This window comes from Pelagibacterium flavum, assembly GCF_025854335.1.
Classification (GTDB): domain Bacteria; phylum Pseudomonadota; class Alphaproteobacteria; order Rhizobiales; family Devosiaceae; genus Pelagibacterium; species Pelagibacterium flavum.
This window is the reverse complement of sequence record NZ_CP107716.1, coordinates 384,519-398,975: the sequence shown is the minus strand read 5'-3', so window position 1 is coordinate 398,975 and position 14,457 is coordinate 384,519. Positions and strand designations below refer to the sequence as shown.

Here is a 14,457-nt window from a genome sequence, read left to right as displayed (position 1 = left end):
TGTTTTGTAAGCACTAAAGGCGCAGATCGCTTTCGGCGTGTGTCAGAATATGTTTGATGTCGTATAACACGTGGGCTGGCTTGCCCAAGTCTCTTATGGCCGCCGCCCCCATCTGGACGAACTGCTGGTGCCCCACCGCAACGATAATTGCGTCATAAGAGCCTCGTTTGGGCTCGGTGATCGGCGCGATACCATATTCTCTCTCGGTTTCGGTGGTATCGATCCATGGGTCATAGACGTCAACCTCTGCGTTATAGTCGCCAAGCTCACGGACAATATCGATGACGCGGGTATTGCGTACATCCGGGCAGTTCTCCTTGAATGCAAAGCCCATCACAAGAATCTTTGCTCCCTCCACATGGATTCGTGTAGTCAGCATCTTCTTCACCAGTTGGGATACCACATAGGCTCCCATGCCATCGTTTAGGCGGCGACCGGCCAATATCACTTCAGGATGATAGCCTACCGATTGGGCTTTCTGTGTCAGATAGTAAGGGTCCACGCCGATGCAGTGCCCCCCCACGAGACCGGGCCGGAAGGGAAGAAAGTTCCATTTGGTGCCGGCAGCTTCCAGCACAGCTTGGGTATCGATACCGAGGCGATTGAAGATTATCGCCAGTTCGTTGATCAGTGCAATATTGAGGTCACGCTGGGTGTTTTCGATCACCTTAGCGGCTTCAGCGACCTTTATCGTGGGTGCCATATGTGTCCCAGCGGTGACAATCGTCGCGTAGAGGTTGTCTATGAGACGTGCCACTTCAGGGGTTGAGCCAGCAGTGACCTTCTTGATATCGGGCAGCCTGTGAGTTTTGTCACCCGGGTTTATCCGCTCTGGACTGTAGCCGGCAAAAAAGTCGACGTTGAACTTAAGTCCGGAGACACGTTCGAGAATCGGCACGCAATCTTCCTCGGTCGCCCCCGGATAGACTGTGGATTCATAGATCACGATATCGCCGCGCTTGAGCACCTGCCCCACTGTCTCGCTGGCTTTTATGAGTGGCGTGAGGTTGGGGCGTTTTTGCGCGTCGATGGGCGTGGGAACAGTCACCACGAACACCGTGCACATGGCAATATCCGAAGAGGCGCTGGAGAAACTTAAGTTCTCTGCAGCTGCCAGTTCGTCCGCGCTTACTTCGAGAGTGACATCGCGTCCTTGTGAAAGCTGACCGATGCGCACGTCACTGATATCGAATCCCACGACTTTTCCGCGCTTGGCAAATTCCACTGCCAGGGGCAGCCCCACATACCCGAGCCCGACGACTCCGATTGTTGCGCTTTCAAGTGATTGTTGCAGGACGCTCGATTCTGCGGTCATAGATTTTGACTCATGATAATGATGTTTCAACTCTCACTAATTTCAGATCGAGGACCGCGTGCCAAGGCCAACATAAAGGGTTCGGGATTCGTCCCGCGGACTGGTCCCTGCACCTGCGATCTTTCGCGCTGTCTATCTGTCAGCAAAAAGGCGCCGCAAAGGCGTTTATCCTCGGAACTGGACCATGACAACCGATTGGGACCGAATGTGAGCGTGTGGCAACGAATGGCTGTTCAAACCCACGCAGGTGCTGCGCCCGATATGGGCCACCCCGTCGCCCATACTCTCATTGCTCCAAACGGTTTAATGACCGTCCCGCGCTCCAGTGCCGTCAAGAATGCCAAGGATTGGTTATCCATGGAGTCTGGCATTTAACAGCGCAATGACAGAACGTGCGGAAAGGGCTTTTGCCGCACGGGGCCCGTGGCCAATGAAGGTGCGGAAACGGCTGAGGGCGCACAGGGATAACTATGCCGAAGAAATGGGTTAAGATCCGTAAGGACTTTTTAACGAGGACAAGAAATTGGACCACACTCGCTATCAAGGATCGTTTGTGTTTTTCTCATTCAAAACGCAACGATTCTTGATGAACATTTCGTCTCGAAAGGGAGCTGATCGTCTCTTGGCTAGGGGCCATCGTCTCCGCGCGTCGTGGCGGTAGGTGATCCGGTGGTCGACAGAAAGCCAGCCCGCGACATATACGGCTAGGGCTCGAAAAGTGAGACCTCATCGAGATCTTCATCAGTGACATCGGGCAGCTTTGATAGGGCGGAAAGCCCCTTTCGAAGCTCTCTTTCGAGATCCAAGGCCTCCTGTGGGCTCATATAGTCAATGCGCTCCAAGATCATTTTGGCGCGATCGTGGAAACCCGCGGCTGATGGCGACCCAAAAATACTGATTAGCCCCGGATCAAACACGAAACGGCAACCGATCTTCTCGATTAATGTCTCGATCCTAGGCAAAATTCTGGTTATCTCTCGCCTACGCCGACGTTCGCGAGCCCTCAGTTCTCGCTCCCAAAGCCGTGCGTTTGCGGCAAGTTCATGTGCCGGGGCACCACGCAGCCGTATCGCCCTGCTCCGACGGACCGAGCCAATGCATTCATACTGCAGTTGCGCATCGATGAGGTGCCAGGCAGGGCGGTCTTTGCGTCTGGTTGCACGCACTATATTGTGCTCAATGGCGAATTTGAGGTTCTGGCCGCACTTTTCCGCACTCCATTCCAGCGTGCGATAATGGGCTCCATAAAGGCGAAAATGCCGCAGGCAAAGCTCCACACTCGTGTAGATGCGGCGCTCCTCAAACATTTCGAGTATTTCTCTGTTTCTCAAATAGTTTCCACACGGGCCCATAGGGGGCAGCGGGTCGCCGCTCCTTTGCGCATTATCAACGATCTCCTCGAGCATCACGACGTCGGCAGACGTTTTCACGATCTTCATGCAGTGCTCTCCAGTAAAAAGTATATAGCCGTTTCGAACCCGACTGTGGTTTTCGAATACTGAATGACGGCTAATCGCACACATTGGGAGGAGGGAGTGCGCTCTGACATGCTCAGGTCCTCACGTTATTGGGCGGCAAGCAACTCGGCCTCGACATCGGCCACGTCGGCCTCGATGTCGGAGGCAAGCGATTGGTCGAGTGTTTCGAAACGGCAGGCGCCGAGCCAGCCGCGACGCAAATGGATTGCGGCGAGCTGGAAGCCCGAACTCGGCCAGGATTTTGGGTGTGGCAACAACACAATCTTGCACACGGCAAAGCCGGCTTCGGCAATCAAGCGCAGCCGGGCTTTGGTGGTCAGGTGTGCCAACGGAATGACAAAAACGATGTTATCGGTGATCTCGAGGGCATGGCCCAAAAACGCGCGAATTTCACTGAACGGTGGATTGGTCACGATCCAGTCGACGCGCTCGCGATAGCCGAAGAAATTTCGGCCCTTCGTGATTTCGCACCATTTCGAGTCCAGGCGCTCGGGAAAGGCCCGCAGAAAAGCCCCCTCCCCAGCTGCAGGCTCGAGCACAGTTCCAGACATTTGCGGCGCGAAGACATCGACGACCTGTTGGGCCAAGGCGTCCGGGGTCATGACGATATCGCGCGAGGGGTCGTTCTTTTGCGGGATGAGACGGCGGCGCGGTTTGGAGGGATCTCGCAAAAGACCTTTTGACCGCACGGCCGACAAATAGCGCAACAGAACCGGTATCGAGCCAGAAAACTTCAGCTCGAGCGCGATGATTGTGGGGGCCGATACGCCCATCTTCGCCGCCAAGGCTCTTTGGGACAGACCGGCACGCTTGCGCAGCCGCACAAGCGCCTCACCGGGCAACTCGGTCGCCGATGCGGTGAAGCCGAAGACAAGACCCAGCCCGGCCATGATCCTCTCGAGTGAGATCAGTTGTCCACGACCGGCTTCGACTCCCCTGATTGTAGGGATCGACAGTGCAGCGCATTCGGCAAGGTCCGACTGGGTCAATCCCCGCGTTTTCCGGACGGCCCGCAGGTCTGAAATCGAAAGACTACTCAATTTGGGACCTTTCCACTCACCGACAGGTTTTTTCACCGAGCACTCATTTTTTGCGCCAGATTTCGGCGACTTGGCGCGTAAGCTCAGTCGCCGCTGACAAGGATCGGACCGACAGGTGCTTTGCGATCCTGACGACGCGCCGCCGCCACCAGATCTTGAGGATCCGCCGCCAGAATCTGATCTGCAGGACGAGCAATCGCAGCGGCGAAATTTGCCGCAACAGCCGCGCCAGCTCTTTGTCCCACCCGGTGCGAGGCGCCTTGCGCTGGGCGATGCGCGCGATACCGGCGCGGGTCGCTGTCCGCCAGTTTGCCGCAAAGCGTTTTTCAAGCACTGACACCAATTTCGGATAGCCTTCCGCAAATCGCTTGACGCCGCGCCGTTCAATGGTCCGGGCAAGCGCGACATCCTGACCGGCTTCTAGCTTGATCCGGATCGCATGCACGAGATCGGCGAGTTCGTCTTCGGGCAGGTGGCGGGCTGCGGTTTGAAGCTGATCCATCCAGCCAAACCGTCCCTCGTCCATGCGTGCGGTGGCGCCGTCCACCCAACGGCGGGCAATGGACGGTCCGACTATGCCGGGTCGCGACCGCCCGGCGTCAATGCCAAAGGGCGCATAGCCTCTTCGAACGCGAGCACCAGATCCTGCGCTCCCTCGGAAATGAGGCCCGACATGAGGCGGTTGTGGCCCGATGTCTTCGCGATGTAAGCAAGAGCCTCTTCGCTATCGGGATCGGCGATCTCGGACAACGGGCGGTCGAGACGTTCGAGTCCCGATGCAATCTCCTCGCCAAGCGCGGGAAGATGGATGACCCCGTGGCGGGCCATTTTGATCACCTCGAAAAACAGATGGTCGTCGGGCAGAATATCGAGATCATTGGAATCGCAGATCGGCACCGGCACGACGAAATGATCGGGCATCACAGCGTGAAGTTCTTCCATCATCTCAAGCGCCCCCTGCGCTGAATCCTCAATCGGACGAAGCGGAACACAGAACATGGCGAAAATTTCACGGTCGGCGAGCCATTTGTTGAAGCGCCCGGCCTGAAGGATGGAGCCAATTCTGCCCGAACCGGGGGCCGACGCGTCCAGCATTACAATACGACGCGGGTGCTCGGGCAGCGAGAGCATCGCATCGGTCAGGGGCGCATGATGTTTGAGGTCCATCGTCGTCTTGCCGCGCATGATATCAGCCGATTTTGCAAGCTCAATGCGGACCGTGGGCGCAAAAGCTTCCAGCAAATTGTGAATGTCGTGCCGCAGCAGCACGAGCTCATAGCCCGCATCGGAAAATTCGTTGGCCGCGATACGCAGGACGGTCGACTTGCCCGATTTTTTCGGGCTCGCTGTGCAGAACACGCCGATGCGCGTGTGCGAGGGAATCGAGAGGGGCGGAAACTTAAAACTCATAACAAAACTCATTGTTTCTTTGAAGGCGGGTGTGGGCGGCACGCAATTGCAGTGGTCGGGTCTCGGAAAACGACGCTTGCCTTTGGCAGACGCTGAATGTCGGGCGCAGACGAGACCAATTCGACCGCGGTATCCGCGATCTTGTCGACTGCAATCGCCATCGCGGTGGACTTGCCCCGCGTCTTGGCGGGACGGAAACTTCTGATGCGGATCGCGGATGGCAGAAACTCAGTGCTCATCATGCTGACTCTATTTGTCCAAGCGTGCTTCGAAGGTCCGCGCCGTGGCGGATGCGGGCGCGGCGGGCGGCCCGGTCCTGGCTGTCTCGAGGCGGGTCGGTGGTCCCTGGAGGCACAGCGCCACCCTGGTTCGTTGCGGTCCCGTCCTCCAGGGCCGATCCCACTTGGACGTTTTGGGCGTCTGGCTCGCGGACGCGACCGACAACCTCAGAGGCTTTGGCGCGCAGCGTCGTGCGCGAATACAGCTGGATCAGCGTTTTCTTGCGCGCCTTTAAACCTTCGATGTCGACCGGAACGTCTGCCCTGGGGTCGATATAAACCGCCAGCACCCGCGCCCCGATCCAGGACCAGCTGACGCCCCGCGCTAACAGCGGCGCAATCACCGGCCGGCACTCGCGCAAAAAGCCGGTAAGTGAGAGCGGGCCGCCTGCGGCCCGCCAGGAGGTCTTAAGGGCCTCAATAAATACGTGATGATGGTCAGGATCGGTCATGAAATCATATGCTAGTGAACTTTCATTAGCATAACTATCCGAATAATGATGGCTTGTCAACAGGCCCGGCTTGGGGCAGCTATCGGGAATGGAAAAGGTGCGAAAATGGGCGTTGATTGGCCGTTTGGCCGCGATCGTGCAGAAACGGCAGTCTGGCCAGCCCAGGCTGGCCTTCGAGACCGATCTGGCCGGACGGCTGGGACTGTCCCGCGGTGCTTTGCGCAATTATTCCGACGCGTCTCGACTGGTAAGAGACGTCCCCGACCCCGCGCTTCGCGCCGTCCTTTTTCGCTCCAGTGCCGTTGCAGCCAGTATTGTGGGGCGCTGGTTCCGGCGCGACCCGGACGCTGTTTATCGTTATCTCGAGACGGCGCTTGCCGGGACCCCGCCGCGGATCACCGACGATCGCGCGCTACTCAGGGCGGAACGCAACGCCCGGCAAGCGTCGCCAAGATCGGCCACGAGCCGCATATCCCATATGCCGGCCGATTTGGGCACACAGCTGGCAAAAATACTCTCATCGGGCGACACCCATTACTGGCGCCCAGAGATTGTCACTCACCTTTCGCGTCAGGGCAGATTGCCGGCCGAGCGCCAGCTACTGTTGTTCGTGCCTCGCGACCCGTTGTCCGATTTCCTCGGGGTCAGCCAAATCCTGATTGAAACCCATCCGGGCCACGTGATCGATGAGAGCAGTTTCGCACTGCCCCGGCCAACGGGTCCGGAAATTGCCCTCGGCTTTATTGAGATCCCAGAACGCGTGACGTTCGAACGCTATCGCCTCGAATCGCGACAAATCTGGACGCGAGCCATCGCAGCTGGCCTGTATCTCGATCTTGTCGTGCTGGTCTTGCCCAGCTCTGCTGCCCGGCGACACTTACTCTCGTCGATCCCAACAACTGGCGCCGAATGGAGCCATCGACCTGACGCCTCGCGGCCGCGCCGAGCCGGAGCCCCGTCCTGTGCCAGCCGACCGGTGATTGCCCGTCTCCCCGATCCCGGTGCTGCGATAATGGTCGCCACTCGTCGATCGCTTCTTGCCGATCTTGTCAAAGACGATCCTCGCGCCGCACGTCAGGCAAGGCTGAGATTGCAGAAGCCCTAGTCCCAATGGCATGCCGATGAGCCTCCCGCTCGATAAGGACGCCATCATCTTGTTCGGTGTCGGTCCCGCGTTCAAATCGTCCTGATCACGAAGATGGAGCCGCTAGGCATCAAACTGTTGATCGCCTGTTGGTGACCTGTCGATGATCTGTTGATCACCTGTTGATCAAAGCGCGCAAACGCCCAATTGCCAGCGCGGGAATGTTGGCAGGGTGTCGATCATGTGTTGGGAGGTTGATGATTATCTGTTGATCACCCTGCCCGCGCGGCAGAAAATCACTCCAAAAAATCCGTGGAGTCATGCAGGAACTTGGCTATAATTCCGTGGAGTCATGCAACAAAGTGAAGTTTCCATGCCCCGTCATTTGCCCCCCCTCATCTGGCCCAGCGTCAACCGAGACGACCGAGGGCTACCTCATTATCGGGCGACGTCGGCTGGCCGAGGCAATGAAGAGCTGGCCCGATTTCCTCCCCGAAGACGCGCTGATCGCGCAGCAGTCCGTAGCCGGTCCCCTAGAAAAAGGATCGATCACCCGGTATCGCGCCTATCTCAGACATGGCTTGCGCGAGAATTTTGAGGCCACGGGGCGCATGGCCGAATTCGAAGCCGCCTTTGAACGCGTGGACGACGCTCTGAAGGCGCGAAAGGCCAAAATTCCCGAGGAGGATCGGCGAACCTCGGCCAAGAAACATGTTGATGCCACCGAGGCGGAAGCCGAAAAACTCTTTTACGAGCTCAAGCGTCACGGGCTGAAATACAAAAATCCCAATTCGATATTGGCTGGGCTTTTTGTTCTGGTCGCCGGTCATTGCGGGTTTCGACCCATCGAAATGCGCGGCGCCGTCCTCGAGGGCGAAAAGCTTATCCTTCTTAACGCAAAAAAACGCCCGGGCCAGGACACCACGCGCGTGCTCGATCTCTCCGAACTGCATAAAGACGTGCTGATGGGGCTAAATCTGTTGCTCAAGCTGATCGACCATGATCTGAGCAAGCGTGAATTCGCTAAATGGCAAAAATGTCTCGCCGGGCAGATCACCCGCGCCTGCGAAAGGGTCAAAATCCGTAACCTCTCGCTTTACAGTTTTCGGCATGTCGCGATCGCCACCTGGACGCGGGCCGGGCTGTCAGCTCTCGAAATCGCAAAGCTTTGCGGACATCTTTCGATCCGCACCGCCCATGCCCATTATGCCCGCGGCGCGGTCGGCCATGACCGGGATGCGGTGGCGCGGGCGGTGGATGAGTTCAACCCAGCTCTTGCGCCAATTGCCGAGGCGCCCGCAAACCCAGGCGATGATGAGCAGATATTTGAGCGCGTGGCCGCCCCCCGCGATGCCGATGCCATTTGGCCCGATCAACAGCCTGATGCGCCGCAGACACCTGTTACCGACCAGGCTTCCCTCTTTGTCGAAGAGGACATGCCGACCCCAATCTATAAACCCGACACTTCGCCACGCGGGCTCACGGCCGAGGAGGTTCGCGCCTATTATCAAAGCGTCGCCGATCCGCGCGATCCCAATGAGGTGGCCGCCAGTCTGGCGCGGGCCCAGCGCCGGCGCGCCGACAAGGATGCGGCACGAGAGGCAGGGTTGCGGGCAACCGAAAACCCGGCACTGGTTCGGAGCGGGAAAGACGATCCCGACAGCCGTTAAGAGCCCCCTGCCCGGTGACTTATTGGAATCTGACGGGACTTCCGGTGTCATTTTTGGCGTCTGGAAAGACCTGGTTTTCGGGCGGATGTGCGATAACGCGTTGGATGTTCGATGGCCGCGTGCCCGCCAACCAATGATGCGGCATGCCCAAGCACAGGTGTGCCTGCGCTCACGAACGCGGAAGAAACCTTATCTATAAGCGCCAAAGCCGACATCGTGCGACATGGCTCCTGGGGATGGAACCACCATCCATCCTCCAATACGCTGGCCATCCTAACTGTTTCGGCGCAGCAAGAGGCTGTTGCGGATGCGTTCGATTTTCTCCCGGGCCGCGGGGTCCTGGGAAGCGCCCTTTAGACCCTGGCGCACAAAGACCAGGATCAGGAGAAAAAAGCCGCTGCCAAGCACGACGAGAATTGCCATCAAAAGGGGCGACCGTCCCAGGCTTTCAACCGAAACCTCGGCACCATCGATCGGCATTTCGGTTGCCGCCATTTCGTCATTGAGGGCCTGGAGTCGTGCGCGGTCGGCAGCGCGCCCTTCGAGCATTTGGGCAAGTGCGAGTGCGCCCAGCGCATAGTCCGATCCCTCGACCTCATCATTACCCCCAAGATCGGCCTCAAGATCCGCGATGACCTGCGAGCGGAGCGCAATGGACGCTCTTACCTCGTCAATCCGCTCTGCGGTACGGGCTTGAGACGGCGCGATCACGCCGGCATTGGCTGCCTCGGTGATGATATCGCCAATCTCATCGAGCGCGGTCCGCAACTCTTCAGGTGCATCTCCAACCAGCGAAAGGGTGCTCGCCTGACCATCTCCCCTCGCTACAATAACGACGCCGTCTGAGACACCATCTGCCAGTCCGACGTTCGGGACCGCCAGTTGGTTGTCTTCGCTTCCCTCCCAAAGGGCTGCAATCTCGTCGGCAGCAAACGGCACGGTGATGCTGGCGCGGTAGTGATGGCCACCAAGAGAGAGAAAAGTGAAGGCTGCAACACCCAGCGCAAGCGGCACCAATACAAGCAACAGCCAGTTCTCGGCGATCGTTACGCCCAGATCGAGCAGGCTTATTTCGTCGTCTTGCATGTTGTGATAACCCCTTTGGCAATGCTGGTAATGTCATTGCCTTTTTGCCGGCCAAGTCAAGTTGATCGCAAGACTGCTGGCGATTTTGGCCAGGAAATCCCCATGTCCCGCCAAAAATTTTGCGAGTTGACGCGAAGAGTCTCTTCGGCATCACCTCACCGCCCTTTCACTGCCACGGATTGACCTCGACGTTTTCGACATAGCGCGCGACAGTATTGGACGACCGCCAGCCGCCCACCGACATGATTGCGAGCAAGCCGACCCCGCGCTTTGCCAGCGTCTGTGCGGAACCCACGCGCAGCGAATGTCCGCTTACTTTTTTTGCAATTTCAGGGTCGTAGGCCATGCTGGACAAGCGCTTGAGAACCCGCCCCACGGCGGCGGGATGCAAATAGCGCGCGCCGATCTTGCCTTTGTAGATTGGCCGCAGCAATGGGCCGCGCTCGAGACCGGTCATCTCCAGCCAGTGCTGGACGAGGCGGGTCGTCTCAGCCGACAAATGTGCAATGCGCCCCAGCCCGTCTTGGTCGTTTTTGGCGCGTCTGACCAGCACGGTGAGGGTGCCAGCATCGCTCATCTGAAAATCTTCAACGCGCAGACCAACGAGTTCGGCCCGCCGGCACAGCGTGTCGAACCCAACCGCCACCATAACCTTGTCACGAAGACCGACAAGGTCGTCGGAACACTTGCCCATCAGCGCATTACGCCGCTCGAATGTGACGCCCAAGGCTTGGCGCGGGCGGCCCGGCCTGGCGCGTTTTGCACGACGCAGCGCCAGCGCGATCGTTTCATGCTCATCGATGTCGTTGAACCCCGCAAGGCGATGGACTTTGCGGATTGCGCACATCTTGCGCTTGATTGAACTGATTTTCAGCTCCTGGCTTTGCGCATCTATAAAGCGGGCCACCGTTTGTGCACTGGCCGGCAAAGCGCGGAGCCGCTTGCGGCGACACCAACCGGCGAACGCTTCGAAATCCCTGATGTAAGACTTGATCGTTGAAGACGCATAAGCGCCCTCCAGCCGATCGAAATGGTGACGCCAGTTCATTTGCCCACCCCCAGAGCGGCAACAATCTCGTCGGCGTCGAGCACTTTTTTCTCGAGCAAGATGTCCGAAAGCTCGAGGATCTTTGCCCGTTCGGCATAAACCAGGGCGCGGGTTTCCGCCATCAGCCATCTCAGCCTCGCCTCGAGCCATTCACCATCGAACCGCGCCATCACGCCATTACTGTCAATCGTGCCAAGCCGGTCATAAAGACCGAGTTCGAGCCGTCCCCGGCGCAACAGGTTGCTCGCAAATGCGAGATCACCCACCGCGCCCGAGGATGCACCACCGTTAAAGATTTCATCGGCAACCCGCCCGGCCAAAGCAACCTTCACCCGATCTTCGAGCATGTGCCGGGTCATCGGCGCATCGCCCCAGTCAGATTCGGTTGCGCCCGCACTCATGCCGGCTGACACTATTGTGACCGAGTTCACATGTGCGCCAAGCCGGTGAGCGATCAGCGCGTGTGCCGCTTCATGGCGCGCAACGATCTCCAGAGATGGGCCATGGCGCTCCGGCGACAGGTCCATGCCGGCGTGCAGATCGGCGGGCACCAGCGCCCTGCCCGCCCGCCGCGCAAGGGCGCGGGCCTGTTTTACGCCCGCGGCCAGATCGGCCGGGGCGCGGCCAAGCGCCAGGCGGGCGATTGCTTCAAGCTCGCCGTCATCGATTGCCGTACCGCAATAAAACCGCAAAACGTTGTGGACTTCATGAACGCTCGCGGGCGGACGGACCGTGATCTTCTGCTCGAGCCGGCCGCCGCGGATCAGGGCGGTATCGAGATGGTTGTAGTGATTACACGCCCCCAGCAGCAGGATCGGGCGCCCGGACTTGCGCACGCGATCGATCTGCAACAGCACAAGATCCACCAGCGTTGTCCACCATTCACGGTGGCTGGCGTCCATTGCCGAGCGGTCGGGGATCGACTGCAATTCATCGAGAAACCCAATGCTGAAATCGTGGGTCAGGAGATCGATGAAGAATTCGGTTGCGGCACGGGTCACACCGCCCAGATGGCCATCGGTCGATGAAAACCATGTGGGCACGCTCGTGCCGACAAACCGCCAGCCGGCACTTTGGGCAAGCACCTCGCCGAGCAAGGACTTGCCGGTGCCCGGCGGGCCTTCGAGCACGCCGTAGCGGATGTCGTCGGCTTTGATCTGCCCGCGCCGCAGCGCTGCCAGATCATCGCGTAAGGTATCGGCCCACTCACGCACCTCAGCAACCAGCGGCAACGCGGCAAGCTTGGGCAGGTCGGAATTGGCGGTGCGCGCGGTGGGGCCCGATGCGGCGCGGCGCAAACGCGCTACGGCCTCCACTGCCGACTTGGCGTTGCGAATGGCCGCCATCACCGCAATGGGAGAGAGCGTTGCGATATCTGTCCGGGTCAAACCCTTGGCGCGCTCGCCCGCAACTGCATTAATGGCGCGGCGCACGACGCGAACATCGATGCCCTCAACTTCGACGATCCGATCGGCCGTTGCCTGCAGGTCTTTTGAAATCACACTCGGATCGTATGTTATGGCGACCACCGAACGGCCGTCGGCCAAATAGTCGAGACATTGATTGTTGGAGGCATCGATCGAGCGACGCCGGCCGGGCCGGATCTGTTCGATGATCGTCCCGGGCAAGATCGAAAGCAGACCGTCGGCGAGAAAGCCCATCCAGTTCTCATTGGGCACGTGAATAATCAGCGCAAAGGCGGTCTCGGATTTGGCGGCGATTTCGGCCAGAAACGGCTTGCCCAGCAGCGCCTGCGCAACAAATTTGGGAAAGACATCAATCGCCGAGCGCTGAATCGGGTCGGGCTTGGACTTGGATATGGACTTGAAAGGCATGGGGTCTCCATCACGCCCCAAAAAAGGACGCGTCGTCGGATTGATTCGGACTTGAAACAAAGTGGTCGGGCCGGTAGGCCCGTGCGGATTTCGGGCCGCTAGACCCGCACGCGCATGGGCGCTGTATCGAGTTTTGCGAGCAGCAAGCGATCGAGCCAGTCCAGCACCAGCTGGGCTGCCGGTTCCCCCTCTGCCGCCTGCCGGCGCAAGGCTTCGCGCAGGGCTGCGGGCACGCCGGTCCTGTCGACTTCCCCCATCACCCCGTGCCGGATGGCGGCCGCAATCGCCCCAGGATCGGGCTCGCCAAGGTTCTTGCCCTCCTTGGCTGCACGCAGGGGCGGTTTGGCCATGCGCGGCTTGTCGAGGTGTTCGACAACGCACAGCTCTGCCTCACCTGGCCCGATGTCGGGCTGGTCATTGGGGTGTTCGGGAGCAAGCGTTTCGGAAACAACCACCTCGGCTGCGATCGGCCCGGGCGTGGCGCCATCGATGCGCGCCAGGCACTGGGCGATCTGGGTCTGCACTTTGGCCGCAAACAGCCCGCGAAGATAATCGAGGGCCGTGCCCAGACCCGGCACCGCGAGCGTCACATCGAGCTCATGTGTTCCGGTGACGCGTTTGTAGGTGTCCGAATTGTCGCAATCGACCAGCAAGGTCGAGACCGAACGGATCGGGAAGCCAAAGCCGCGATGAAACAAGGTGTGCGAGAGCACAAGCCCGGCCGCGCGCATCTTGTCGACCAGTGCATCGATCTGCCCGCGGCCAAAGCTTTTGCTCGTGCGTTTGAGCTCGAGAATGAACGCCTTGCCCGTCTCACGCTCGACGACAATGACGTCGGGGGTATAGTGGCGCCGGGTATAGGTGTCGGGATCGATGCGCAGGCTGGCGATGGCGGCGGCATCGTTTGAGGCAACGGCATTGATCGCGGCCGGGATGAGCGGGAGTTTGAGCCCCGCTTCGATCAGAATGAAACGCTCCCGCGTGCCGAGCAGCAAGCGCATGCCCTCTTCAAACAGACGACCCTCGGACGCGGTGGACGAGCGAAACAGCGCCGCCAATTCGCCATACGGACCGAAAGTGGGATCATCGCGCGAGGTCTCGAAAACGAAACGCTCAGCGACGTTGGAGGCGATGCGTTCGAATTCGGGAGCAAGATCGGCAAAGTCTGAGGGGAGGTCGGGAAAGATAAAATGGGGCATTTGAAAATCCCTTCGAAGGATAAAGGGACATGCTCGCGAGCGTCTCGCTTTTGACCTGGTGCAAAACCATTGGCCAGCCGCGCTCACCTTCACTGCCGGGGCAGCGGGGCGATGGGTCGGAGCATGTCGGGAAAAGGTTTTGCTAGGCCTGGCCGGAGCCGGAACAGGACAAGGTGCTGCACAACGCTTCGGGCGAAGCGAGCACGAGATGGGCAAAACTTTTGCGAAGGGATTCCCCCCATCCTTGGGGGCATATATAGAGTGTCATAGCCGTTGGCCTTTGCACAGAAGGTTACCGGTCAGGTCCTCGTCAGTGCTCGTAACACCGGCGGGGACCGCCCAGAATTCTGGGCGCCGCATCGCGGTCGGGATGACTGCAACCAAGCCAAAATAAGCGGGCTGTTTGAGATAGCAAGAGCCCAATTGCTCTTTGATCGCTTAGGGTTAACCGACAGGGTAAACGTTTGATCGCATTTTAGCGATTCAGCGGCGGCGCACGCCCCTTCGATTTCAGAGCGCGCATCTGAAGAGCTCCAAGCGCTTGTTGGGTGCATCCTTGATC

Annotated in this window: 12 protein-coding genes; 2 read left to right on the top strand and 10 right to left on the bottom strand. The window is 59.2% G+C overall.

Annotation, left to right across the window (positions count from 1 at the left end):
- Positions 1-13 precede the first annotated feature (13 nt).
- The 6 genes from tviB to OF122_RS01965 form a co-directional block, all read right to left on the bottom strand.
- On the bottom strand, positions 14-1,315 hold the full coding sequence (gene tviB, locus OF122_RS01990; protein WP_264226210.1) for a Vi polysaccharide biosynthesis UDP-N-acetylglucosamine C-6 dehydrogenase TviB: 1,302 nt from the start codon (positions 1,313-1,315) through the stop codon (positions 14-16).
- A 704-nt stretch (positions 1,316-2,019) separates the two neighbouring features.
- A complete protein-coding gene (locus OF122_RS01985; RefSeq protein ID WP_264226209.1) occupies positions 2,020-2,754 on the bottom strand; it encodes a hypothetical protein in 735 nt (244 codons plus the stop codon).
- 125 nt (positions 2,755-2,879) lie between these two features.
- A complete protein-coding gene (locus tag OF122_RS01980) occupies positions 2,880-3,833 on the bottom strand; it encodes a helix-turn-helix domain-containing protein (protein WP_264226208.1) in 954 nt (317 codons plus the stop codon).
- 43 nt (positions 3,834-3,876) lie between these two features.
- A complete protein-coding gene (locus OF122_RS01975) occupies positions 3,877-4,335 on the bottom strand; it encodes a hypothetical protein (RefSeq protein ID WP_264226207.1) in 459 nt (152 codons plus the stop codon).
- Positions 4,336-4,406: 71 nt separating this feature from the next.
- Complete coding sequence (locus OF122_RS01970) at positions 4,407-5,243, bottom strand: hypothetical protein (protein WP_264226206.1); 837 nt, start codon at positions 5,241-5,243, stop codon at positions 4,407-4,409.
- A gap of 238 nt (positions 5,244-5,481) precedes the next feature.
- Positions 5,482-5,973, bottom strand: a complete 492-nt coding sequence (locus OF122_RS01965; protein ID WP_264226205.1) for a hypothetical protein — start codon at positions 5,971-5,973, stop codon at positions 5,482-5,484.
- 88 nt (positions 5,974-6,061) lie between these two features.
- On the opposite strand from OF122_RS01965, the gene OF122_RS01960 reads away from it, so the two are divergent.
- Entirely contained in the window at positions 6,062-7,078 is a 1,017-nt protein-coding gene (locus tag OF122_RS01960) for a hypothetical protein (RefSeq protein WP_264226204.1), read from the top strand.
- A 446-nt stretch (positions 7,079-7,524) separates the two neighbouring features.
- Positions 7,525-8,727, top strand: coding sequence for a site-specific integrase (locus OF122_RS01955; protein ID WP_264226203.1), 1,203 nt, complete (start codon positions 7,525-7,527; stop codon positions 8,725-8,727).
- A gap of 273 nt (positions 8,728-9,000) precedes the next feature.
- On the opposite strand, the gene OF122_RS01950 is transcribed toward OF122_RS01955, so the two are convergent.
- The 4 genes from OF122_RS01950 to OF122_RS01935 form a co-directional block, all read right to left on the bottom strand.
- Entirely contained in the window at positions 9,001-9,813 is an 813-nt protein-coding gene (locus tag OF122_RS01950) for a hypothetical protein (RefSeq protein WP_264226202.1), read from the bottom strand.
- Positions 9,814-9,979: 166 nt separating this feature from the next.
- A complete protein-coding gene (locus OF122_RS01945; protein WP_264226201.1) occupies positions 9,980-10,861 on the bottom strand; it encodes a site-specific integrase in 882 nt (293 codons plus the stop codon).
- Positions 10,858-12,696, bottom strand: a complete 1,839-nt coding sequence (locus tag OF122_RS01940; RefSeq protein ID WP_264226200.1) for an AAA family ATPase — start codon at positions 12,694-12,696, stop codon at positions 10,858-10,860. The genes OF122_RS01945 and OF122_RS01940 overlap by 4 nt, the downstream gene beginning before the upstream one ends.
- Positions 12,697-12,794: 98 nt before the next feature.
- Positions 12,795-13,895, bottom strand: a complete 1,101-nt coding sequence (locus OF122_RS01935) for a hypothetical protein (RefSeq protein WP_264226199.1) — start codon at positions 13,893-13,895, stop codon at positions 12,795-12,797.
- Positions 13,896-14,457 lie beyond the last annotated feature (562 nt).

Coding starts and splice junctions, on each gene's coding strand:
- tviB (WP_264226210.1), bottom strand. CDS start 1,315: ATGACCGCAGAATCGAGCGTCCTGCAACAATCACTTGAAAGCGCAACA.
- OF122_RS01985 (WP_264226209.1), bottom strand. CDS start 2,754: ATGAAGATCGTGAAAACGTCTGCCGACGTCGTGATGCTCGAGGAGATC.
- OF122_RS01975 (WP_264226207.1), bottom strand. CDS start 4,335: ATGGATCAGCTTCAAACCGCAGCCCGCCACCTGCCCGAAGACGAACTC.
- OF122_RS01970 (WP_264226206.1), bottom strand. CDS start 5,243: ATGAGTTTTAAGTTTCCGCCCCTCTCGATTCCCTCGCACACGCGCATC.
- OF122_RS01965 (WP_264226205.1), bottom strand. CDS start 5,973: ATGACCGATCCTGACCATCATCACGTATTTATTGAGGCCCTTAAGACC.
- OF122_RS01960 (WP_264226204.1), top strand. CDS start 6,062: ATGGAAAAGGTGCGAAAATGGGCGTTGATTGGCCGTTTGGCCGCGATC.
- OF122_RS01955 (WP_264226203.1), top strand. CDS start 7,525: ATGAAGAGCTGGCCCGATTTCCTCCCCGAAGACGCGCTGATCGCGCAG.
- OF122_RS01950 (WP_264226202.1), bottom strand. CDS start 9,813: ATGCAAGACGACGAAATAAGCCTGCTCGATCTGGGCGTAACGATCGCC.
- OF122_RS01945 (WP_264226201.1), bottom strand. CDS start 10,861: ATGAACTGGCGTCACCATTTCGATCGGCTGGAGGGCGCTTATGCGTCT.
- OF122_RS01940 (WP_264226200.1), bottom strand. CDS start 12,696: ATGCCTTTCAAGTCCATATCCAAGTCCAAGCCCGACCCGATTCAGCGC.
- OF122_RS01935 (WP_264226199.1), bottom strand. CDS start 13,895: ATGCCCCATTTTATCTTTCCCGACCTCCCCTCAGACTTTGCCGATCTT.